Consider the following 23987-nt stretch of genomic DNA (forward strand, 5'->3'; position numbering starts at 1 on the left):
GCAGGATCTCCCGGTCGGATTAGCGAAAGCGCGGCAGGATCTGGTCCGCGAACAACGAGATCGACTGCTGGCTCAGGCGCAGGCGCTCCTCGGTCAGCGGGCCGTTGGTGAAGCCGAGCAGCACGTTGCCGATGCCCAGCTGCTGGTGGCGTTCCAGCTCCTCGGCGACGGTCTCCGGGCTGCCGTACAGGCACCAGGTTTTGATCCACTCTTCGCTGAAACAGTCCGGATGGCGGTGCAGCGTAACGCCGCTAAACTCTTCCGCCCGCTTGTTGTACTCATATTCCCGGTCGATGGCCTGCTGGTACCAGCCCATGATCTGCAGCATCTCCTCGCGGGCCTGCTCGTCGGTGGGGGCGATATGGACGCACTGCCAGGTATGGGTGGTCCACGAGAGGCAGTGGTTCACCACCTCGTCGCTATGGTCGGCGTTGAGCAGGGCATCGCGGTAGCGGGTGAAATAGTGGGTCAGCTGGCCAAACGGATCGTTGCTGGCCGGGATCGGCGGAGTAAACGCGGGTATAAAGGCCGGCCAGCCGTTGTCGGCGGCGCGCTGCATGCTGGTTTCACGCAGGGCCACCGGCATGATGCGGTTAAACGGTTTTTGCCAGGGGGCAGGAACAATGCGCTGGACCACCGCGCCCTTATAGTGGCCGGTCTCGAAGATGATCGGATCGTCTTCAATGTTTTTCTCCCACAGCCGCTGGACCAGATCGAGGTTCTCCTGCAGCAGGCTGGAGGCGTCCTTGTAGTTCACGCCAAAGCCGATCATCTCTTCCGGCGTGGTGCCGCTGCCGATGCCCACCAGCAGGCGGCCTTCGGTGAGTTGATCCAGTAGGTTAACGCGCTCGGCGAAGCGCACCGGGTGGTGCAGCGGGACGGTGGTGACTGACATGCCAAAGTGGATCTTTTTCAGCTGTCCCGCCAGGTATGCGGCGAAGACAAACGGATCGCTGGACATCGGCGCATAGCCGGTAAAGTGATGGTCTGGCATAAAGACCGCATCGAAACCGCGATCTTCGGCCTGGCGCGCGTGATCGATCAGTGACTGCATCACGAAACGATCCTGCTCGGGGGCAGTGGAACGGCCGACGAGGAAAACAGAGAAACGCATAGCAACTCCTGGGTTGTGTGGTGGTTGTTATTATTAAATAGAACTAGAATTATGATTCTAGTTGTTTATCAAAGAATGAAAATGACCGCCATCACACTTTTGCCACATGGCCCACAGGTGAGTCGGGCGGGTAATTTGCAGCGCGGTTGCTAACTGCAATACACTGCGGGGGTTTTCTATGGATAAAGAGGTGAGAACTGCGATGACCGATCTTCCCGCGATGCGCCAGCCGAAACAGGACCGGAGCCGGGTGGCGCTGGAGCGGCTGATGGCCGCCAGCCGTGAAATCCTGCATGAAGGCACCTTTGAGCTGCTGACCATTGCTGAAATCAGTAAACGCTCGGGCGTTTCTGTCGGCTCGATTTATGCCCGCTTTGGCGGCAAAGAAGATCTGTTTATCGCCGTCATGATGGAGGTGATGCAGGAGCTGGACGCCGAATGGCAGCAACTGATCCAGCAGCTGCACGCACGCAATCTGCCGCTGCGCCAGCGGCTTCCGGCGCTGATGGATGTCCAGGCGGAGTATCTGCGCCGCCATGCCGGGATCCTGCGGCCGTTTATGGCGCGGGCGGATGATGAGCGCGTGGCGGGGATTGGTAAAGCCGCTTATCAGAAAAACGAACAGACCTTTATCGACCAGCTGCTCGATGCCGCGGCGGAGATCCGCCACCCCGAGCCGGAACAGGCCGCCCGCTTCTGCTTTACGGTTTCGTATGCCGCGCTGGCCCGCTTCCTCGGCCTGGGGTCGGCGGCAGAAGCTGCCGGTGAGGGCGACTGGGAACAGCTCAAACGCCATCTGGGCATGATGTGTCTGAGCTATCTGGTCACCCCCGTCGAGGCCGGCTAAGCCGCGGGATCTTACTTCGCTAACTGCCAGGCGCTGGCCTGCTTATGCTGACGCAGGCGCTGGCTATGACGGGAGAAGGTATAAAGAAATATCGCGGCGGCCAGAACCAGCGCCGCGATGCCGAGCGTCAGGAAGGCGCTCAGCACATCGTTCCCGGCCCGAAGGCGGATCGCGCCGACAATAATCGGGCTGACGAACATGCCCGCGAAGAAGGCCCCGGACCAGGCGCCCATCGCCCGGCCGCAGTAGGCGGGCGGAATCAGCGACCCTACCCAGTAAATCATCGCGTTAATCGCCATTCCGGCCCCCAGCTGCTGGATGGCGGAGCCGATCCCCATGGCGATCACCGTCCGCGATTCGCCCACCACCAGCATCCCGATCCCCATCAGGCAGAGCATGATGGCGAGCACGCGCTCCGGCGTATAGCGGCGGGAGACCAGACCGAACAGCAGCGAACCGACAGGTACGGCGAGGCTGACCAGCGACATAATCAGGCCGATACGCTGCGGAGTGGCATTTTGCAGAGTATGAAAGGCGTTGGCGCCATTGATGGTGTACACGTAATAAATGATGGCGCAGACAAACGTCAGCACGCTGAGGGTGATCACTCGCGGCCACGGAAACTGATTATGCTGCGCCGCCTGGGCAGCGTGCTGCGGACGGGCCGCCTGAGCCGGTTCGAACATCCAGAAGTACATCGCCAGGAACAACAGGATGGCGACAAAGTAGATCATAAAGGCGCCGTTCCAGCGCAGGGCGGTCAGATAGCCGGAGCTGGCCAGCACCAGCACCGCCAGCGCCGGGCCAATTACCCCCTGCACCGTCAGCCAGAAGCGGCGCTGTTTGTCGTCAAAGTAATCGATCAGCATGGTGTTAGCGATGGTCAGCACTACCGCCTCCGCCAGTCCGACGCCGAGGCGGCTGCAAAAGATGCCGGTCAGGGAGGTGATGTAGAGCGGCATTGTGCCGCAGATGCCATACAGCAGCGTGGCGCTGAGCAGCAGTTTACGGCGGCCAAATTTATCCGCCAGCCAGCCGGTGCAGGGCCCGGCGATGGCGATCACCAGACCGGGCGCGGTGAGCATCAGCGGTACCAGGGTTTCGACATAAGGCACGCCGGCGAAGTGCTGGATCAGCGTCGGGACCGCCGGCGCCAGGGAAACGATCGCCAGGATGGGTAGAAAGGCGGTCAGGGCGATGATGATGCCCTGGATCGCGCCGGCTTGCGGCGCGTGGGGCGGATTCAGGCTATGGCTCACGACGTTCTCCTTTTATCGCGCGGGTCGCCTGTCGTCGGCGGTGGCGCGGTTTTTTAGTATGCAGGTCAGGGATACAGGTGGCGGCGGGAATCGCCGCGGATTTAAGAGTAGGAGCAGGAACGGCGCGGGGAAAAATTGTGATTACGTATGTGATCCATCACAAACAAAAATACCATTGAGTTGTTGTGGTTTTGCGGCAATAAAAAAGGCGACCGATGTCGCCTTTCGCGGGGAACCAGGGCCGCTTTTACCCCGGTAAGCCAGAGGCGCTACAGCAGCCGCGCCACGATATCATCCGCGGCAAGGATCGCCAGGGCGACGCTGGTCAGCGTCGGGTTGCAGGCGGTTGAGGTGGGGATCACGCCGTTGCCGCCGACGTACAGATTGTGAAAATCCCAGACCCGCGAGTGACGATCGGCCACGCTGCTGCCGTCGTTTGCTTCTCCCAGGCGACAGGTTCCCTGGTAGTGCAGCGAGGTGCCTGCCGGCAGGATAATGGCTTCTCCACCGGGCGCCACGCGGCCCAGCGCGACGCCGACGCGTTCGGTCACCGCCACCGCCTGCTGTAACCGGCGGCGATCGCCGTCGGTTAACTGATAGTTCAGTTGCATTTTCGGCAGCCCTACGGCGTCGGTGTTATCACTGAAGACGATCCGATCCTCCTCGCGTAGCTCCTTAGCGAGAAACAGCCCCAGACCGACCACCGGCTTCGTCGGGCTCCCCGGCGGCTGGGTAAAGGCGATCGGTGAGGTATCCATCTGCATCAGCTGACCGTGGAACGGGAAATCGGGCTCATGAAACGGCAGCCAGGTGACGCCGGAGACATTGTCCCGTCCGTCGCGCACCGGGTTGGCCTGCGCGGCGACGGCAGGCGGGGCGTCCACTTCAATCAGGGCGATCACCTGTGGCTGATCGTTGAGCCAGCGGCCCAGCGCCCGCGGGCGGATGCCTGAGGCGTACAGCAGTTGTGGGGTGCGCAGCGCATCGGCGGCGACCACCACCGCTTTGGCCGTCACCACGTACTGTTCACCGCTGCGCAGATCGCGCATCTCCGCTCCGCGGGCGACGCCGTTCTCGCTGAGGATCCGGGTGCACAGGGTGGCGGTGCGGATCTCCACCCCGCGCTGGCGGCGGGTCTCTTCCTCCGCCAGCTCGCCGAGCACCGCGTCGACGCCGGACCAGCGCGGTTTGCCCTCCGGCGTCGCGGCGCAGGCCAGCGGCATAGGCTGCGCCAGCCGCGCCGGGGGACGGTCGCTGGCGAAGTGCTGGTTAAGGGCATCGACGATTTGCCGGCCGATGGCGGTGGCCGGAAATCCTTCGCGGGTCACCTGCAGATAATGCTCTGCCGATTCCCAGGCGTCAGCCATCTCTCGGGGATCGAGAAAAGGAATGACTTCGCTGCCGCCCGGCCGCGGACAGGCGCAGGTCCAGTGGACGCCCATGCCGCCGAGGTTAGTGGAGAGCGCTGCAGCCGGCATGCCGCTGTGGGGCGACGCCGGGTCGAGGAGGTGGGTGCCCGGCCGCGCCTGCAGAGCGTCTGCCGGCAGGCTCTCCGGCAGGGCGGCCAGCGGAAACGCCCGGGCGCTGGCGTACGCCGCTTCCCGCTGCTCAGGCGCCAGGTTACGGATATTGACGCCGGTCGCGGGGGTCAGCGCTTCGCCAGCCTCCACCACCAGGATCCGCGCGGCGCTGCGATCGGCAATTCGGCGGGCAAAGGCGGCGCCCACCGGGCCGCTGCCAATAATCAGTACATCGATGTTTTCATCCATATCAGTTCTTACCTTTTATTGTTCTCCGGGCGTATGCCCGTTGCAGGTGTACAGAAAATAGGTACTACAGCCTGGTGCGTCCTGATAAATGGTTCCTCATGATAGCAGCCATTGCCGGACGCGATAGGTCATGGCTTACCCGCCGGGGGAAGCACTGAGGCGGGCAGCAGGCGGCTGAGGGCGGCAATCGCCAGCAGGATCAGGGCCCCAAGGGTCAGCAGGGTGATAAAGGCCCCGCGCCAGGCCTCCGGTGCGGAGGCGCTTTGCGCCAGATAGAATCCGCCGAGGGTCGCCATGCCGAGGGCGGCGCCAAACTGCTGGCCGGTGCGAAATAATCCCGACGCCGCGCCGGCGTGGGCCACCGGTATCGCCGCCATAGCAAAGGCCGGCAGCGGGGCGGAGATAAGCCCCATCCCACAGCCGCACAGGCCGAACCCAAGACCCAGCGCGGTCAGCGGCAGCGTCCCCGGCGCTGCGGCGATCCCGTAGCCCATCAGCAGTAGGCCGCTCATCTGTACCGCCACCCCAACCAGCGTCACGTTGCGCCCAAGACGAAGTGACAGCCGGCGTCCAGCGACGGCGATGGAAAACATCGCCCCAAGCGCGAAGGGGATATGCATCAGGGCAGTGTGGAACGGGCTGAAGCCCAGTCCGCTCTGCAGCACCAGCGCGGTGGCCAGCAGCAGCGAGGCGGTGGTCAGCTGATAGAGCAGGGTGATGATAATCCCGGCGCGAAAAAAGCGGTCGCGCAGTACGGCTGGCGGCAACAACAGCGTGCCGCCCCGGCGTTCGCGTCCCAGCAGATGGCGCCAGAGGAGTGACACCGTGATGACCGACAGCAGCGGCGGCAGCACCATCCAGGCCGGCCAGCGCAGAGCGGGACCCTCGATCAGGGTGAGCAGCAGCGCGCCGCCGCCTACCACCGCCAGCAGGGTTCCCAGCGGATCGATGCCTTTCGCCTCCGGGCTGCGCACCGCCGGGAGCACCCGCCACGCCAGAGCGACGGCGATGGCGATCACCGGCACGTTGATCAAAAAGATCGGCCGCCAGCTGAGGCCGAAAAGATTGCTTTCGATGATGATCCCGCCAAGTACCGGGCCGAGGATCCCGGCGGCGCCGCCGAGCAGGCCGAAAATACTCATCACCCGAAAACGCTCGTGCGGGCGATACAGAACCTGCATCAGGGAGAGGATTTGCGGGCCCATCATCGCCCCGCTGGCCCCCTGCACAATACGCATCGCGACCAGCATTTCCGGGCTGGTGGCCAGCCCGCAACCGGCCGACGCGGCGCCAAACGCCAGCAGGCCGCTAATGAACATCCGCCGGTAGCCATACAGATCGCCGAGACGGCCGCCGGTAAGCAGCAGAATGGAGAAAAAGAACAGGTAGCCGGTGACCACCCATTCGATTTGCCGCGGGCTGGCGAGCAGGTCGCGCTGTACCACCGGGATGGCGACATTGATGATTGAAACGTCGATGATCTCCAGCACCAGCGCTATCGAAACCACCAGCGTGGCCAGCGTGCGCTGCCGTTCGCTGGTGTAGGGAGGCGCCTGAACTGTGGCCGCCGAAGCGTTATTGAGCATGATGTACCTTCAGATTTAGTTAAATACTTGTTAAATAATATTGACAATTTATAGCAATCAGAGATTAGAATTAGAGCACTCATTCTGGTTATGCCGCGTCAGATCCTGCCGTTGACCGATAAGCCAGAGGGGAAGGCGTCACACTGCCGCTCCGAAACAGAATAAGAATTCTTATTCTAATTTTGTTTGTTTTGATCTGGCAAGTAGAGAAGGGGGTCGGATGTATTTGTCCGCATGTATTGAATGGCTGTTTCGTGAAGAGTATCCCGATTTCAGCGATCGGGTCCGGGCGGCGAAAGCGCAGGGATTCAGCCACGTTGAGTTTCACCTCTGGCGCGATAAACCGCTGGCAGCGCTGGCGCAGGCGCTGGAGGAGACGGGCGTGACGCTGTCTAGCTTCGTGGTGGAGCCCCGGCGCAGCCTGGTGGATCCGGCGGAGCATGAGCAGTTTCTGGCGGCAGTGAGCGACAGCCTGGCGGTGTCACGTCAGCTGGGGTCGCCACCGCTGGTGGTAGCCTCCGGCTTCAGTCGTGAAGGGGTCGATATTGCCGAGCAGCGGGCGCAGGCGGTCCACATCCTGCGTCAGGCAGCGACGCTGGCGGAAGCCGCCGGGGTCACCCTGCTGCTGGAGCCGCTCAACACCCGCATCGATCATCCGGGGATGTTCTTAAACGATACCCGGCTGGCGCTGGATATTATCGAGGCGGTCGACAGCCCACGGCTGCAGCTGCTGTTTGATGTCTATCACTCGATGGTAATGGAAGAGGAGATGGAGGAGGTGCTCGGCGGCAGAATGCATCGGGTGGGGCACGTGCAGATAGCCCAGGCGCCGGATCGCAACGAACCGGATCCGCGCAGCGGCGAGTGGCCAGCGCTGATCGCCAGGCTGCAACGGCTGGGCTACAACGGGGCCATTGGTCTGGAGTATAAACCGTCGCTGCCCGCAGCGGCCTCGGTGGCTCGCGCCCGCGAAGCGACCGGCTTATCCTGTTAAACAACTTACCTGGTACTTTTATGACTCAGAAAATAAAACGCGGCGTCAGCCTGTATAGTTTTCAGAATGAGACCTACCTCGGCAAAATGTCACTCGATCAGGCGATCGGTCACTGCGCGGCGTTCGGCGCCCGCGGCATTGAAGTCGTCGGCGAACAGACCTTCGCCGGCTGGCCCGAATGCGGTATGCCGGAGGCGGCGATCGCCGACTGGCATCGCCTGATGCAGCGCCATGATACGGTGCCGGTATGCCATGACTTTATGCTCGACTATAAGCGATATAAAGACCGGCCGATGCCGTTTGACGAGCAGGTGCGCAGCGTACAAAACGACATCGACTTTGCCGCCCGGCTGGGCATGCGCTATATCCGCTCCCTGGTTTCCGTGGCGCCGGAGGTGCTGGTGGCGGCGGCACCTTATGCGGAAGACAAAGGGATCACGATTCTGCTGGAAGTGCACGCCCCGCTGCATTTCGATCATCCGTGGATTATTCGCCATGCCGAAGCCTATGAAAAAGCCCATACCCGGGCGCTGGGTTTCCTGCCGGATATGGGGATGTTTTTAGCCCGCTTCCCGCGGGTGTGGAAAGAACGCTTTATTCGTAACGGTTGTCCCCAGGCGGCGGCGGACTTTATTGAGAAAGCCTATGAAGACCGGACGCTCAGCGAATACGTGATCCTGGATGTGATGCAAAAATGGGGGCCGGGCCCGCAGCTGGCGATGGCGGAAACCCTGCGCCACAACGCGGCGTTCGAGCCGAAGCGGATGCTCGATTTTATGCCGCGGATCCACAACATCCATGCCAAATTCTATGAGATGACCGACGAGATAACCGAGTGGTCGATTCCCTACGATGAGATCTTCCGCGTGCTGCAGAAGGGTGGCTATGAGGGATATGTGTGCTCCGAGTACGAAGGTAACCGCTGGGTGGAAGACGCGCAGGAGGTGGACAGCCTGGAGCAGGTCCGCCGCCAGCAGCTGATGTTCTGCCGCCTGTTAGATGAAACCCCACCCCCGGCGCTGCTGGGCCAGTAAGGAGCATTATCATGTTTGATCAGCATATTATCTGCCGTGAAGGGTTCGACAACGTCACCCGCGACGGGGAAATTATCGGCGTGCGCTTTTTGGCTCGTCTGCCTTACTACCGTGGCCTGGGGCTGTCGATGGTGGAAGATATCGCCGTGACCCTCAACGGCGAAGCTATCCCACGGCAGGCGATCCGCCTGGCGCTGCGCGGCCGGGAGTGGACGCTCGACGAGCTGGAGAGCGTCTACGATGACCGGTGGAACTTCGGCGAAAAGGCCACCATCACCGTACTCAAACCAGGCGGCCTGCCGGCCGGATGGCATCGCCTGAAGGTGGCCGAGAGGCTGCGGATCTCTTACCTGCCGTTTGTGCCGGTGACCACCTTTGAAACCGAGCTGGAATTAACGGCCTAACACCCCGCAGGATCCGCTGCCGTTATGGCAGCGGATTTCTATAACACGGGGCAGCCACTGGGGAGCGGTGAGGCGATTGCCGTTCAGGAAAACCGGTACGGAAGGGCGCGTTTTCTCAGCCTGCCTTTGCCGACGAAATCAGAAAATTTACTTCGCAGGCTAACCGCAGATTGCTTCAAAAAAATTCCCGTATTTGTTATATTGTTGTTCATTGATTATTCACCTCTGCGGTGCCAAAAAGAACAAGATTCACCGCAACCCAGGACAATACCATGTTAGATTACCGCTTCCCGACAGCTTTGCAGATGGTTCTCAGCGTAGCAATGGCGGAGCAGATGGGTGAACGTTCGACGAGTGCGATTCTGGCCTACGGCCTGGAAGCGAACCCGAGCTTTATCCGTAAACTAATGGTTCCGCTTACTCGTGACGGCATCATCGTCTCCACGCTTGGCCGCAACGGCTCTATTCATCTTGGCCGCCCGGCGGACAAGATCACCCTGCGTGATATCTATCTTTCGGTTATTGAAGATAAAAAGCTGTGGGCGTCGCGTCCTGAAGTTCCGGCTCGCTGCGTGGTCAGCGCCAACGCCTGTTGGTACTTCAAATCGATTGCCGATGAAGCAGAGCAGGCTTCGCTAAACGTCCTTGCTCGTCACACCGTGGCCAGCGCGCTGGAGGCGGTCAAAAACGCCGATACCAGCGGCTGCGATCCGGTGCCGGAAATGATCGCCCGCTTTAAGAAAGCGCTTTAATTCCTATCTGATGACGAAAAAAAACCGCCTTCATTGTGAAGGCGGTTTTTTGTTATCTGCTGCAGGCTAGGCGGGCAGATCCTCCTGGAGCGGCTTCCTGCGGGTCACCAGTTTCCGCAGCGTCACGTAAAACACCGGCGTCAGGAACAGACCGAACAGCGTTACGCCCAGCATCCCGGAGAACACCGTGATCCCGGTGACACCGCGGACTTCCGCCCCCGCGCCATGGCCGAGGATCAGCGGAATGGTCCCGGCGATAAAGGCGATGGAGGTCATCACGATCGGGCGCAGACGCAGGCGGCATGCCTCCAGCGCCGCTTCCATGATGCCTTTCCCCTGGATCTCCAGCTCGCGGGCAAACTCGACGATCAGAATGGCGTTTTTACAGGCCAGGCCCATCAGGACCACCAGCCCCACCTGCACGAAGACGTTGTTATCGCCCCCGGTCAGCCAGACGCCAAACAGCGCGGAGAGCATCGTCATCGGTACGATAAGGATCACCGCCAGCGGCAGGGTCCAGCTTTCATACAGTGCGGCCAGCACGAGGAACGCCAGCAGCACCGCCACCGGGAAGACGATCAGCGCCGTGTTGCCCTGGGTGGCCTGCTGGAAGCTCAGATCCGTCCACTCAATATTCATCCCATTCGGCAGGATCTGCTTCGACAGCTCCTCCAGATGCGTCATCGCCTGTGAAGAAGAGAGGACCCGCGGATCGGCATCGCCAATCAGGTCCGCCGCCGGATAACCGTTGTAGCGGATCACCGGATCCGGCCCGTAGGTGGTACTGATATTCACCATACTGCCGATCGGCACCATTTCGCCCTGATTATTACGGGTGCGCAGATTAGCAATATCTTCCACGCTCTCGCGGAATGGCCCATCGGCCTGGGCCATCACGCGCCAGGTACGCCCGAACTGGTTAAAGTCATTGACATAAGACGAGCCGAGATAGGTCTGCAGCGTGCCGAACAGATCGGTTAGCGACACCCCCTGCGCTTTCGCCTTATCGCGATCGACCTGCACGTCCAGCTGCGGCACGTTAGCCTGGTAAGTCGAGATCGGGAAGTGCATCCCTGGCGTCTGCATAATCGCCCCGGACATCGCATTCACCGCGCTTTGCAGCGCGCCATAGCCCAGCCCACCGCGATCCTGGATGTACAGGGAGTAGCCGGAACCCTGACCCAGTCCTAAAATCGGCGGCGGCAGGATGGAGAAGCCAAAGCCCTGCTGGATTTGCGCGATTTTGGCGTTGATCTCCGCATTAATTTCCGCCGCCGTGTGTTTGCGCTGGTCGAACGGTTTCAGGCCAAAAAAGACCGTCCCGGTATTCGGCGTGTTGGTGAACTGCAGCGCATTAAGCCCCGGGAAAGCGACCGCATAATCGACCCCTTCGGTATTCATCCCGATCTCGCTCATTTTGCGGATCACCGCGTCGGTGCGCGCCAGCGACGACCCTTCCGGCATCTTCACGCCGCCAATGAGATACAGCTTATCCTGGGTGGGAATAAACCCGCCGGGGACGACTTTAAACATCACCCCAGCGGCGCAGAGCAGCAGCAGATACACCACAAACACCGCGCCACGGCGTCCGAGGGTTTTGCTCACCAGCCCCTGATAGCCGTTCGAGCTGCGCAGGAAAAAGCGGTTAAACGGACGGAAAATCCAGCCAAACAGACGATCGATCAGCCGGGTAGGGAGGTCTTTCTTCGCGCCGTGCGGCTTTAACAGCAGGGCCGCCAGCGCCGGGGAGAGCGTCAGCGAGTTGATGGCCGAGATCACCGTCGAGATGGCGATGGTCACCGCAAACTGTTTGTAGAACTGGCCGGTGACCCCGGAGAGAAACGCCATCGGCACGAACACCGCACACAGCACCAGCGCAATGGCGATAATCGGCCCGGAGACCTCACGCATCGCCTGATGCGCCGCGGCAAGCGGCGCAAGCCCCTCTTCGATATTACGCTCAACGTTCTCCACCACCACGATGGCGTCGTCCACCACGATACCGATAGCCAGTACCAGCCCGAACAGGCTCAGGGTATTCAGCGAGAAGCCCAGCAGATAGAGAATGCTGAAGGTACCCACCACCGATACCGGCACGGCGATCAATGGGATAATCGACGCGCGCCAGGTCTGCAGGAACAGGATCACCACCAGCACCACCAGCACCACTGCTTCCAGCAGCGTCTGCACCACCGCGCGGATGGAGTCGCGCACGAAAACCGTCGGGTCGTACGGCGCCGCCCATTTCATATCTTCCGGGAAGCGGGTGGCCAGCTCGGCCATTTTGGCGCGTACCGCGTTCGACAGATCGATGGCGTTAGCCCCCGGCGACTGGAAGATACCGATCCCGACCGCATCCTTATTGTTGAGCTGGGAACGCAGCGCATAGCTGCCGGAACCCATCTCGATGCGCGCCACGTCGCGCAGGCGGACCAGCGAGCCGTCCTGCGCCGTTTTCAGAATGATATTGCCAAACTCTTCTTCGGTATGCAGACGGCCCTGGGCGTTAATGGAGATCAGGAAATCGCTCTCCTGCGGCAGCGGCTCGGCACCAAGCTGTCCGGCAGACACCTGGACGTTTTGCTCCTGCATCGCCGTCACCACATCCGAGGCTGTCAGACCGCGGGCCGCGACCTTATTGGGATCCAGCCAGACGCGCATCGCATATTCACCGGAGCCAAAAATCTGGATCTGGCCGACGCCGGGCAGGCGCGCCAGCTCATCCTTCACTTTCAGCGTGGCGTAGTTGCGCATATACAGCGAGTCGTACTTACCGTTTGGCGAAAACAGATGCACCACCAGGGTTAGCGTCGGAGACTGTTTCTGGGTGGTGATGCCCAGACGGCGTACATCCTCCGGCAGACGCGCTTCCGCCTGCGCGACCCGGTTCTGCACCTGAACCTGCGCCTGATCCGGGTCGGTACCCGGGCGGAAGGTGACGGTGGTGACCAGCACGCCGTCGGAGCCAGCGACCGATTTCATGTACATCATGTTTTCAACGCCGTTGATCGCTTCCTCCAGCGGCGTCGCCACGGTCTCGGCAATCACTTTCGGGTTGGCGCCGGGATACTCCGCGCGCACCTGGACGCTCGGCGGGACGACGTCCGGATATTCGCTCACCGGCAGCAGCGGGATAGCGATTAACCCGGTGATAAAAATTAAAATCGACAGCACCGCGGCGAAAATCGGCCTGTCGATAAAAAAGCGGGAAAAGTCCATGTGTTGGATTCTCTGATTAGGGATCAGTTGAGGGCGGCGCTGGTGGTCATGGCAACGGTTTTGGCATTCACCGGCATACCCGGCATAAACACTTTTTGTAACCCGTCGACGATGACGCTATCCCCAGGGTTCAACCCCTTCTGAACGATGCGTAAACCGTCTGCCAGACGCCCCGGGGTAATATCACGTCGCTGCGCTTTACCATCTTTATCAACGATATAGACGTATTTCCGATCCTGATCGGTCAGTACTGCTTTGTCGTCGATCAGCGTGGCTTTGAACTCGGCGCTGCCCGGCAGACGCACGCGGGCAAACAGCCCCGGTGTGAACAGACGCTGCGAGTTATCCAGCAGCGCGCGCATGCGGATGGTGCCGGTACTCGGCGTTAACTGATTATCGAGAAAATCCACTTTGCCCTGATGGGGGTAACCCTCCTCGCCAACCAGGCCAATCTCCACCGGGAGCGCCTGATTATCGCTGGACGCCCCTTGCCCACGGCGGGCGAGGTTTTGATAGTGAAGGTAGGTTGACTCGTCGACATCAAAGTAAACGTATACCGTCTTCTGCGAGACCAGGGTGGTGAGCACGCTGGCGGTGTCGCCCGCGGTGACCAGGTTACCGCTGGTGATCAGCGCCCGGCTGGCGCGGCCGTCAATAGGGGCGGTCACTTTGGTGAAGTCGAGGTTAAGCTGCGCGGCATCCACCGCCGCCTGCGCGGCGCGAATATCAGCCTGCGCCTGAACCGCGGCTGACCGGCGCTGCTCCCACTCTTCACGGGAGACAAGATTGGTATGGACTAATTTATCGGTGCGGTTCGCCTCACTTTGCGCCAGGCTGGCCTGCGTTTTGGCTCTCGCCAGCGTCGCCTGCGCCTGCTCCAGCGCGGCGCGATAGGTTCTGTCATCTATCGTGAACAGCACCTGGCCCTTTTTCACCTCCTGACCGTCGGTGTAATTCACTTTATCAATGTATCCCGAGACGCGAGGGCGAAGCTGAACGCTCTCCACCGCTTCAATGCGACCGTTAAAACTATCCCACTGACTGATCGACTTCACCAGCACCTTAGCGGCGCTGACCGTCGGGGCGGGAGGCGCGGCATTTTGCGCGACGCTGTCGTCGCAGCCGACGAGCAGAAAGGAGAGCATCATCGCGCCGAGCGCGGTCAGGTGAATGTTTCCCCAGGTTTTTTGCAGGCTCATTATTTTTATTCCGGTAATTGTAGCCGCCGGGCAAGACGCAGCGTGAGAGGCCGCGCCACTTCCTTTGTCCGGGCTGGCTTAAGGCCATTTGTGTCGATCATCGCCACAAAACTGTAACAATTTCGAATACACTATCGCGGCGATTGTAGGAAGGCGCTTAACTAAGTGCAAGAATAATTGTTGCACTTTATGTGCGGTCCTGGCTGGAGACAAAAACCGCGATCCCGGCGTGGATTTAAATGTAACAATAAAACTTGCATTTTGTGTAAAAACAGGCCACCTTTAAATGCAACTGACAAAGATGCTTTTAACCGGCTGCGCGGAGGTAACATGACGAACACTGGCGCCATCATTCAGGATCTGATCGACTGGATCGACAACCATCTTGATAGCCGTCTGGATATTGACACCGTTGCCCGACGATCCGGCTATTCGAAGTGGCACCTGCAGCGGATCTTCAAAGAACATACCGGGCAGCCCCTCGGAGAATATATTCGGGCGCAAAAGCTGCAAAAGTCGGTCGAACGCTTAGCCCACAGCAACGAGCCGATCCTCAACGTGGCGATCGCCCTCGGCTTTGACTCCCAGCAGTCCTTCAACCGCAGCTTCAAGCGCCAGTATGGCCAGGCGCCCGGCGTCTGGCGCCGGAGTATCAGCCGCTCTGCAGGGCAGGCATCTCGTCAGTGATCTTCATGACCGGGGAGGATCAGTCCTGACCCGGTCCATGATCAAATTTGCTGCCTTTGCCGATGGCATAGAACTGCCCGCCTGCGACATAGTGAACGGTCCGCAGCTCGTCCGGCGCATCATCAAAAATCCAGTGTCCGTTACGGAATACCCGATCATCGCTCCAGGCGGCGACGATATCGCCCATAAACAGATTGTGTTGTTGCTGAATGTCCGGGTAGGGCATCACTTTGCACACCAGCCAGCCCGCGCAGCCTGCCACGAGGGGGATGTCGAACCCCGGCTGATAAATGAAGGGGATGGGGTCATTTTTATCCGGCGCGTCGGCATAGCTGCGCCCGCCAGCGTAGAGGACGGTTGCCATCTGGCTGACTACGGGGATCTGCACCACGAAATAGCCGCTCTTTTCCACCAGCTGACGAGTGAAGGCCTGGGGGCCGATATAGGCCACCACTTTTCGCTCGCCTGCCAGCCCAACCCAGGCGGCTGACATGACATTTTCGACGCCATCATATTTTGCGGAAATCATGGTGGTGGACCCGACCTGCAATAAACGATAGGCCTTACTTAATTCGACAGGCTGAACGGACATGGTTTTTCCTTTATGCGTGTTATTTAACGTTATGATTCTCTGGATATTTATTGAGGGCATGGCCATTTTGGGCCCCTCACGCGATACCCATAGCGCAACGATACGCCAGGCTATTAAGCGCAAAAAGGTGCGTAAATTGTTTTCATTATTCATAATTAACGAATAATCATGCCGTCTGTCGGTAAGTTGCTTGCTTCAGGAGAGAAAGAAGGTGGATCGTATCCAGGCTATGCAGATGTTTATGCGCGTCGCGGAGGCAGGGAGCTTCGTGCGCGCCGCGGAAACCCTTTCCCTGCCTGCCTCCACTGTCACCAGTACCATTAAAAACCTTGAGAAATACCTGAAGGTGCGGCTGCTGAACCGGACCACAAGGCGGGTGAGCCTTACCCCGGAAGGGATGCAGTATCTGGCGCAGTGCCGGGAAATTCTCGCCCTCATCGAACATAGCGAATCCAGCCTGAGCGAGTCTGTCGCGCGGCCTCAGGGGCGCCTGCGGGTTGATATGCCCGCAGGCATCGCGCATTTCATCGTCATGCCGCATCTGCCGGACTTTTACCGGCGCTATCCCGATATCTACCTGATGATCGGCGTCAGCGATCGCCAGGTCGATCTCATTCAGGAAGGCGTCGACTGCGTGATACGAACGGGAGAGCTGAACAACTCCAGCCTGGTGGCCCGCCCTCTGGGCCGCTTTCGCTGGGTAACCTGCGCGTCGCCGGACTATCTCAGGGAATATGGCGTGCCGTCGTCACCGGAGGCACTCTCTCAGCACCGGGCGGTGCATTATTTCTCCGGCCAGGCGAGACGGGCCGATGAGTTCCGCTTTGTTCGCCACGGCGAGACCTTTTCTGTACCCGTCAGCGGCAACGCCGCGGTGAATGAAACGGGGCTCTATATAAAAATGTGCCTGGCGGGCTTCGGGCTGGCGCAGCTGGCGGAGAATATCGTTGCTGACCACCTGCAGGAGGGGAGACTGGTGGAAGTGCTGACGGACTGGCTGCCGCCCCCGGTACCCGTCACATTGCTCTATCCGCACCAGCGCTTTCTCTCTCCCGCTGTGCGGGCGTTTGCTGAGTGGATGAACGAGGTGGTTTGAGGGAGGTATTGCTTCCGATATAGCGCGTCGGGAGCCCCGCCAGGGAGGGGAGGGTTCCAGCAGAAATATCTGGTCTGCGGATGAATCGCTCGATATTCTGTAATGCTTTGTCTTTTTTGTGAACAGGAAAAAGTATGCTTAATACGCTACCCGATTTACACAGAAGTTTTGCAGAGCAACTGAAGCTTAAATTACAGTCTGATTCGCGGATCCACTCCCTTCTCGCTGGCGGCTCGTTTATCCATGGCGGGTTTGATCAATACTCCGATCTGGATTTCGTGGTGGTGGTCGACCCTTTCTATTATGACGAAATCATGGCTCAGCGTATGGCGTTCGCCGGAACGCTCGGCCATCTGCTACATGCTTTCACCGGGGAACACGTCGGTGAGCCTCGCCTGCTGATCTGCCTGTTTGGCCCGGAACTTCTGCATGTCGATCTGAAATTTATCACTCTGGACATGCTCACTCAGCGCGTTGAAGAGCCTGCCGTGTTATTTACCCGAGATAACGATGCTCTAGAGCGACAACTGGCAAAATTTAGCGCGCACTGGCCGGATATGACGCCGGAGTGGTTTGAGTCCCGAGCCTGGATCTGGCTGCATTATGCCGTGGTTAAACTGGGCAGGGGGGAACTCTTCGAAGCGATGGGGATGCTGTCTTTCTTCCGGGAACAAGTGCTGGGACCGATGCTGTTCCGTCGCGCCAATCTACCGCAACGCGGTGTTCGCCGAATAGAAGCCCTCGGCATTGATCCCGATGGCCTGCTGACTTCCACCCTGGCAACGCACGATCGTCACTCCGTCGGGATTGCCATTCGAAGGGCTGCTGACGCTTATGTCACTCTGCGGGCTGATGCGTTGCCTGACAATATCGCAGACGATGCAGCGCGTCGGGCGGTCCTTGCCATGCTGGACGTGTATTCTGCCAAGGGGTAAATCTATCTCTCCGGCCGCGGACGCGGCCGGAGGGTGAAAGGGTTGTGCGAGTGTCGTGGGAGGTCTAATTCTGAGAGGGGGGGTTGGCGGGTAATTGGTAGCGCGAAAACAACAGAGCTTTTCGTTGGGCCTATCAATGGGCCTAAAAGGTTCGGATTTAATGAGTTCTCTTCGGACTTCGCGGGATAAATTCAAGGCACAAAAAAGCCCACAGGGCTTGCGCCGTGCGGGCTCTTAGGACTTCATCGGATGACTCTGGTAATCACCGATGGAGAATTTTGGTGCTGGCGGAGTCTGAATTGGTTTTTTAATCCATTGAATTTACTTTGGTAACTACTAGTTCAACTTTTTGCTGGTGCCTATTTGGGTGCCTAAAAGTTTTTTCTCCCTTTGATGAGAAAAATGAGACGAGATAGTGACTGTGCGTGATGATATCTAGTTGAGTCGTCACACTGAAAAACAGACTTGACCTGCTCACCGTTGAGTAACAGACCACAACTTAAGTTGACCCTCAACTGTTGTGACAACGACTGTGATTTCCTCTCCTCACCCAGAGCGGACGGTCAACAACTAATCTTCTGCGCACGCTGCCGCTAGGCCATCAAGCACTTGCTGATCAATATTGCTGATAAACTGCAAAATCACTCCTCTAAGCGCCTGAATATCGCCAATACTAAGACTGACAATGTTTCCTTTTTTGTCCTTCCCATTTCGATGAACAATATCATTTCGTGTACCGACGGCCTTACAAAGCTTGCTAAAGCTGCTATTGTCAAACTCCACTATCAATACATTACGGAATATTTCTTTAGCCTTAGCAAGATTGTGAAAAGCAATTCCATCTAAGGTGTCATGGACTCGTTTATCTAGCTTACGAAGCTGAGAGTGAATATTGCTGAGTGGAAACTTCATCTCACTATATTCTTCATAGGTAGTTACAAAACGCTCCATTAAGGCAGGGCGCGTCATGATTTCTCTTTTAATAATGTCACCAAGATAGGTTTCCATTGCCGTAATCATGCTGGCATAACACATCCTTTGAAGCGTGGAGTTAGATGGTTCTACCCCAGCAAGTTCCGACAGCTCAGCAAGCGATTCGCGGCAGGCTTTGCAAGGAGAGGTTTCGGACAAAGCTATTTCAGCAAGATCAGTAAAATCATCAAGATATTCAGCGACAATAAGCTCGGTCAGGTCAAGCTCACAAATTGCATCATCTGGCACGGTTAAAAGCAGCGCCAGAGAGAAGAAATCAGGATTTGATACCGGAAAATTAAAGTCAGCCGCCAAATAGCTATCAGAATATATTAACGGAGTACTCAGCATTGCATTAAGTAATGCTGGGGAGCTATCACAGCTGCTCCATTCTGGAGTAGCATCTGAATACGGTTTATCGTGCTTCCGTCTTATTTTTTCCTTACGCGCCGCCGGTAGCAATTGAAGCCATTCGTCAAGTGACGTTCCTTTAATTACTTGAATAATATTGCTTTGTATATCCCTCATATTAAGATAAAAGGCGTCATCAATGTTTTTAGAAAGTCTTTCCTGTACTGATCTGAGTCCATACTCAAGCTGATCGATATAGCGTTCGAGACTGACGTTAAAGTCTTCCTTCAGAGTCAGGTAGTTGAAACCGTTCAGTTCCAGCCGCTTTTGTATCGTTTTAGCGCTTGCTCTATATCCTATAAAATCACGTACATCATCTGAGTCCTCGTCAGAAGTTCTCTCGACCACTTCTCTTACTCGCTCCGAGTGTTTGAAGTACCAAAAATGACAGCCATAATGAGTAAATTCTTCAATCACATACCCGTCAATTCTTATATCAGCCCAAGATGACAAGAGCGCTCTCCTTACCTTAATCAAGTTTCGCAATGGCCATACGAGTATAAGTCAGCGCCTCGTTCAAAACAGCCTGATATCTAACAACCTCGCACTAGAGGTCGGAGGATCAAGTCCGGCAAAAGGCACCTTTCATACCGCTCTTAGCTGCGGAGCCTAATATATTAAAATAATATAATTTCATTCAGAAACATATTGCCCAAGCAACTATTCTTACAATACCTTTTTTAACTATGTAGCTTTCTGTGGAGATGAAGCTATGTACCAGAACATCCGGCTTTGCCTTTTAACTACTGCCTTAATGATCTCTGCTTCGAACAGTAACGGTATGGATATAAATCTAGGGCCTATTGGACATTTATGCGATACATGCGGAGGTGGGGTTATCGGGGGATTGCCGATAGTCGGCCCAAGCCTCAATGAACTTGTCTCACAAGCTGGTGCCCCTGCCTTGGAACAATGGATTATTCAGTCTCGAAACACGGCTATAAATGGGACGGCTCCAATCCCTCCTATGATTCGTCAAATGCTCACCGGGTATGCAAGTGAAGACTCAATGAATAAGGCGAGATTTAAGGTCGAGGATAATGGTTTCCTCAATCTGTCGCGTGTTATTGAGCAAGCCGGGCAAGCTAGTGCTGTGACCCTCATAGACGTCATAGTGTTTCGTGATACTGCCAGTGCTAATAATCCAGCGATTTGGGCACACGAACTTACTCATGTTGATCAGTATTCGAGATGGGGTGCTCATGACTTTGCCATTTCATACATACGTGACCATGGCACAGTAGAACAACCCGCTTATGACAAACAATATCGTTATGCAGCCTGGGCGCAATCAAGAGGATTCCCTCAGAATCCGCAGCCGGTTGTTTCTATGCCGCCTCCAGTTATCAACATGCCACCACCGCAATATGTTCCGATCAACAACCCGCCGTTACAGCCAGTAGTTGTTGGCTCGTTTTGCCAAACACCTATGGGACGGTTCGGCCCCGGCCCTGCGATGATTGTCGGCTCACCCTGCTATGCTCAGATTCCGCAGGGCCTGGTGCAAGGGTTTATAATTAGATAATAGATATGGGCTTCTCCTGTATGGCCATAACAAAAAAATCGCCGGTAGTGGCGGGTTTCTTATAGGTGTCTTGCAGCCTTAACCTTGCTGTAAACGCTCAAGGGGAGAGAGTGTTGGGACGAATTGCGCCCCCTTTGTGCACCTCACCGAATCAGGCTTACGCAGATCTTCGCCGTCGGCGTTCTTGGGGTCCGCTGGGAAAACGGAAAATATCCTACGCCAAGCCTGTTTTTTAAGCAGGCATGGCAGGCAGCTTTGTGCCAGGAGCGGACGTTGCTCACCTATAAATATCCCAGCAAAACGAAACATTCATCTTTGCAATCTTTTTTATATTTATATAAAGTTCCTCAATCAGTTCTTCCGAATTTTGACTGTAATGCAATGCCCGATGGCAATTCGTGGGATAGTGCAACACAATTGCTTATGGTGTCAGCACCAGATAAAGAAAGAAGTATCACATGATACACTTCGAGATATGGGATATCGCCATTTATTAAGAACGGTGTATTTTCACTACATTTTTCACAAACGCCCTTACTCTCTTGCAATACACAAGATTTAACAGCAGGATCCCGAATATAAACTTTCTGAACTCTTTCTAATGTTCCACTTTTTTATATCCCGCGGGCTCGTTTAAAGGAATTTATATTAGCTTACTGACCATTTTACTTAGAACACTCTCATAATTAGTGGATCGAAAAGCTCTGATGTATCTCCGTAGATGATAGGTTTCCAAAATTCAGCACTATTAACACTAGGAACATTTATCATGACTCGCTCAGTTTTATCCCCTGATGGTGCATCTTTTTTAGCAGTACTGCTCAAATTAGTCTGATACATACACATTTTTTGGGAAATATCGGAAGGGTAGTTTACCACTAAAGAAAAACACATCATCAGGATGTATTTTTCTTTCCGCTATAGATGGTATATGTCTTCCGGTTGATGATGAGGCCAAATACACAACGCCTTTGTTTACCACGGAATCAATAAGTCGTCCAATGATATAATCGAGGGAAACATTATAATCTTTGTTTCTTTGCGCCGGCCCTCAGGGCTCAAATATCAGGCCATATACCCCATCTTCTTCACCTACTAGGCACTCAACGTTCAGTTCCATACCATTGTTATCAAGAGATTGCTATGTATTGCGCGGGAAACGTTTAGTATGAATTAAGGAATTGTGAGGCGGGAGATGGGATTTAGGAATTTGGTTAGAGTCAGCAATGTTAATGAATGGGCCTGATTTCACTTTAAATCGAATTCCTAAATATTAAAGAAAGCAAGCTGGCCTACATAAACAGCCAGCCTTTGATAATTCAATTCACTTCTTACATAAAATACTGGGTTTGACTCCGTACTCAACACATGCGCTCAAAAATGTATTTATAAGCCAGATTAGCTGAACAGTATAAGGTTTGGCTGACTGATTTCTCTTGATGATTTCCACCTCATCGATTAACATTTCTTTTCTTAAAAATGGAGCAGCTAATATTAACTCCCTACTAGTTTTCGGACTCTCATTAATTTTGTCAAGAGCTAACTCAATGTCATTCCTGGAAGTGTCAATTGGTCTAACTCTACTAATCTGCGTTTGTAAATATTTTGAAGACCATTCATTATCATATTTATCAAGGTAAAGTTCTTTTGGTGAATGTAATCTGCCAATATTTTTTAAAGCTTGACTTATAACTTCATGAAACTTACTGGCGCCATAGCTCTCTTTTTTAATATATTTAGAATGAATAAACTTTATGGATGGATTTCCTGTCGTGATATCCAGCACAATATGATCGGCCCACTCATCATTCATATCATCACAAATTACAATAGCATCTTTATTTGAATAGATATTCTCCACTCGTCTAAATAGCGATCTCACTGGAAATCTTTTAATATTTTCTGGATAAGATTGTTTGTCATCTTTCTCTTTTTCCGATCTGATTGTTGAAAAATCAAAGCTATCATCAAAAACGGACAGGAAAATATTCAAATTATTTAACATCGTCTTATCTTCAAAACACGAACGACCATGATAGCAATATTGGGGGGAATCGAAGGTTATAGTGAATGGCTTAACCTTGTTAATATATTTACTAAGGGACATTAACTGAGAACCATTTTCACTAATCATAATACCATCGAGATATTTGGATACTATAGTCACAACCTTAGTATTGAATCTCAGACGACATTTGAATTTGAATCTTAAATTGGTTAGCGTTTCACCATCTAAGAAATATGATGATTTAAATCCATTGAAAAATTTCTCAAGTTCAACAGAATTTAACGTCACCGTTCCATGAGGCACATTTTTTGTTAGTGTAAAAGTATGGGACGTGCCACGTACCATATCATCCAACTCGCTAAGATCTATAAAAATAGCTTTTGGCTTGACTTTTTTTGCTAATAATTCACTCAAAGTAATAGGGGAAGAGAAACCTGCCATTAGCTTACTTGACAAAGAGGCTGTGTTAGATAATTCATTAACTGTAGCTATTGCCCATGAGCAGAAATTAAAAAAATCGACTTTTTTATCTTTGTAGCCTATTCGTGAAGTATTTGGTGTTAAAGTAAATATGTCATTTCCTGTCTTGACTCTAAATGTCCCTGGAATTGAACGTCCAGTCGTGTTAGGAGAAAGAATGCCACTTAGATTTTTTGCTTCCACTGTTCTATTTCTTATCACTGAATCTGACAGTGACATATTCCTCATGCTAATCTTTTCATACTCAGGATTCAGCCTTCCATTAAAATTTGAAAATTTATCAAACTCAAAGTATTCTATGAACCTTTCCAACTCGCTTTCAATTGCATCAACATTTTTCTTCGAAATTATTAAAAAATCCTGAACCTCCAAGATCATTAGATACGCATACTTGCTTTCTGAAATGCTAGTGCCTTGTAGAAATGAAGGCTCTTCTATAACTTTAAAAGACACCAAAGAGTAAGTTAAATTCCCATTATCTACAACAACTTCAGATTTAATTTTATTTATAAGAAAAACACCATCTTTTATCGAGGATATGCTTCTAAATAGATTTTTTATTTTATTTCTAGATAAAGGTTTTTTTATCTTAAAAAATTGTGCATTTTTTGATAAAATTAAATCATTGATACTGAAGATATATTTAGTCACTTTGATGTCCTTATAATTAACATTTGATTATTCAAGAGCAACTAGACAGCATTTCAGAGAAAGCTAAATGTGAAATGGAATAGTTTGGATTCAGAAAATTACATTAACACGTAATATATTAAAAGTAATTATCTAAAACAATATCAATTATTGACTCGAGCAGTATTTAACTGCAAAAATTTGATTTAGGTCGTTTTTTTCTTGCAAAGGCCAAGCCGCCAGGCCCGAAATGTCGCCTCTGCCGGTTAGCGCAATTGGGCTGACGCCTGGGGCACTGGGGAGCCGAAACTTTAAGAAATCCGGAGAATTGTCCGTTATTTGAAATAAAAACGCCATTGTAACTTTCGTGTTTAGACATAGAAAAAATTTCCTTTTTAACAAAACATAGTAATACTAGTAATGCGCCTTGTGCGGTGATCAAAATTGCGAACTTCCGCTCCTCGCTCACAGCGG

The 23987-nt window shown here is 54.6% G+C and carries 18 protein-coding genes; 9 read left to right on the top strand and 9 right to left on the bottom strand.

Annotated features, from left to right (window positions below):
- Positions 1–19: 19 nt before the first annotated feature.
- Entirely contained in the window at positions 20–1114 is a 1095-nt protein-coding gene (locus DTA24_RS06355; RefSeq protein ID WP_064323812.1) for an LLM class flavin-dependent oxidoreductase, read from the bottom strand.
- Positions 1115–1316: 202 nt separating this feature from the next.
- Here DTA24_RS06355 and DTA24_RS06360 point away from each other — a divergent pair, with 202 nt between their 5' ends.
- Positions 1317–1961 (top strand): TetR/AcrR family transcriptional regulator, encoded by a 645-nt coding sequence (locus tag DTA24_RS06360; protein WP_012967405.1) that lies wholly within the window; start codon positions 1317–1319, stop codon positions 1959–1961.
- A gap of 11 nt (positions 1962–1972) precedes the next feature.
- Here the strand turns inward: DTA24_RS06360 and DTA24_RS06365 are convergent, their stop codons facing one another.
- The 3 genes from DTA24_RS06365 to DTA24_RS06375 form a co-directional block, all read right to left on the bottom strand.
- Positions 1973–3220, bottom strand: coding sequence for an MFS transporter (locus DTA24_RS06365; RefSeq protein ID WP_012967406.1), 1248 nt, complete (start codon positions 3218–3220; stop codon positions 1973–1975).
- Positions 3221–3489: 269 nt separating this feature from the next.
- On the bottom strand, positions 3490–4989 hold the full coding sequence (locus DTA24_RS06370) for a GMC oxidoreductase (protein ID WP_012967407.1): 1500 nt from the start codon (positions 4987–4989) through the stop codon (positions 3490–3492).
- A gap of 128 nt (positions 4990–5117) precedes the next feature.
- On the bottom strand, positions 5118–6575 hold the full coding sequence (locus tag DTA24_RS06375; protein WP_023298093.1) for an MFS transporter: 1458 nt from the start codon (positions 6573–6575) through the stop codon (positions 5118–5120).
- A gap of 220 nt (positions 6576–6795) precedes the next feature.
- Between DTA24_RS06375 and DTA24_RS06380 the strand changes: the two genes are divergently transcribed.
- The 4 genes from DTA24_RS06380 (at position 6796) to DTA24_RS06395 (ending at position 9759) form a co-directional block, all read left to right on the top strand.
- The gene (locus DTA24_RS06380) at positions 6796–7569 is read left to right on the top strand and encodes a TIM barrel protein (protein WP_012967409.1); all 774 of its coding nucleotides are present in this window, start codon (positions 6796–6798) and stop codon (positions 7567–7569) included.
- 20 nt (positions 7570–7589) lie between these two features.
- Complete coding sequence (locus DTA24_RS06385; protein WP_032731114.1) at positions 7590–8603, top strand: sugar phosphate isomerase/epimerase family protein; 1014 nt, start codon at positions 7590–7592, stop codon at positions 8601–8603.
- Between the two features lie 11 nt (positions 8604–8614).
- Positions 8615–9007 (top strand): DUF6379 domain-containing protein, encoded by a 393-nt coding sequence (locus tag DTA24_RS06390; protein ID WP_012967411.1) that lies wholly within the window; start codon positions 8615–8617, stop codon positions 9005–9007.
- Positions 9008–9279: 272 nt separating this feature from the next.
- Positions 9280–9759, top strand: a complete 480-nt coding sequence (locus tag DTA24_RS06395) for an RrF2 family transcriptional regulator (protein WP_032736298.1) — start codon at positions 9280–9282, stop codon at positions 9757–9759.
- Between the two features lie 66 nt (positions 9760–9825).
- On the opposite strand, the gene oqxB is transcribed toward DTA24_RS06395, so the two are convergent.
- Positions 9826–12978 carry a multidrug efflux RND transporter permease subunit OqxB gene (gene oqxB / locus DTA24_RS06400; protein WP_123836597.1) on the bottom strand — a complete coding sequence of 1051 codons (3153 nt, stop codon included), beginning with the start codon at positions 12976–12978 and terminating at the stop codon, positions 9826–9828.
- Positions 12979–13001: 23 nt separating this feature from the next.
- A complete protein-coding gene (gene oqxA / locus DTA24_RS06405; protein ID WP_008806106.1) occupies positions 13002–14177 on the bottom strand; it encodes a multidrug efflux RND transporter periplasmic adaptor subunit OqxA in 1176 nt (391 codons plus the stop codon).
- Positions 14178–14507: 330 nt separating this feature from the next.
- On the opposite strand from oqxA, the gene DTA24_RS06410 reads away from it, so the two are divergent.
- A complete protein-coding gene (locus DTA24_RS06410) occupies positions 14508–14864 on the top strand; it encodes a helix-turn-helix domain-containing protein (protein ID WP_123836598.1) in 357 nt (118 codons plus the stop codon).
- Between the two features lie 19 nt (positions 14865–14883).
- Here the strand turns inward: DTA24_RS06410 and DTA24_RS06415 are convergent, their stop codons facing one another.
- Positions 14884–15456 carry a flavin reductase family protein gene (locus tag DTA24_RS06415; RefSeq protein WP_047666859.1) on the bottom strand — a complete coding sequence of 191 codons (573 nt, stop codon included), beginning with the start codon at positions 15454–15456 and terminating at the stop codon, positions 14884–14886.
- A 211-nt stretch (positions 15457–15667) separates the two neighbouring features.
- Here DTA24_RS06415 and DTA24_RS06420 point away from each other — a divergent pair, with 211 nt between their 5' ends.
- Positions 15668–16552, top strand: a complete 885-nt coding sequence (locus DTA24_RS06420; RefSeq protein ID WP_123836599.1) for a LysR family transcriptional regulator — start codon at positions 15668–15670, stop codon at positions 16550–16552.
- Positions 16553–16686: 134 nt separating this feature from the next.
- Complete coding sequence (locus DTA24_RS06425; RefSeq protein ID WP_023340629.1) at positions 16687–17487, top strand: hypothetical protein; 801 nt, start codon at positions 16687–16689, stop codon at positions 17485–17487.
- 570 nt (positions 17488–18057) lie between these two features.
- Here DTA24_RS06425 and DTA24_RS06430 read toward each other — a convergent pair.
- Positions 18058–19323 (bottom strand): HEPN/Toprim-associated domain-containing protein, encoded by a 1266-nt coding sequence (locus DTA24_RS06430; RefSeq protein WP_123836600.1) that lies wholly within the window; start codon positions 19321–19323, stop codon positions 18058–18060.
- A gap of 259 nt (positions 19324–19582) precedes the next feature.
- Between DTA24_RS06430 and DTA24_RS06435 the strand changes: the two genes are divergently transcribed.
- Positions 19583–20395, top strand: coding sequence for a DUF4157 domain-containing protein (locus DTA24_RS06435; protein ID WP_123836601.1), 813 nt, complete (start codon positions 19583–19585; stop codon positions 20393–20395).
- A gap of 1324 nt (positions 20396–21719) precedes the next feature.
- Here DTA24_RS06435 and DTA24_RS06445 read toward each other — a convergent pair.
- Positions 21720–23534 carry a hypothetical protein gene (locus tag DTA24_RS06445; RefSeq protein ID WP_123836602.1) on the bottom strand — a complete coding sequence of 605 codons (1815 nt, stop codon included), beginning with the start codon at positions 23532–23534 and terminating at the stop codon, positions 21720–21722.
- Positions 23535–23987 lie beyond the last annotated feature (453 nt).

It is taken from the genome of Klebsiella sp. P1CD1 (genome assembly GCF_003790505.1).
Lineage (GTDB): Bacteria > Pseudomonadota > Gammaproteobacteria > Enterobacterales > Enterobacteriaceae > Klebsiella > Klebsiella variicola.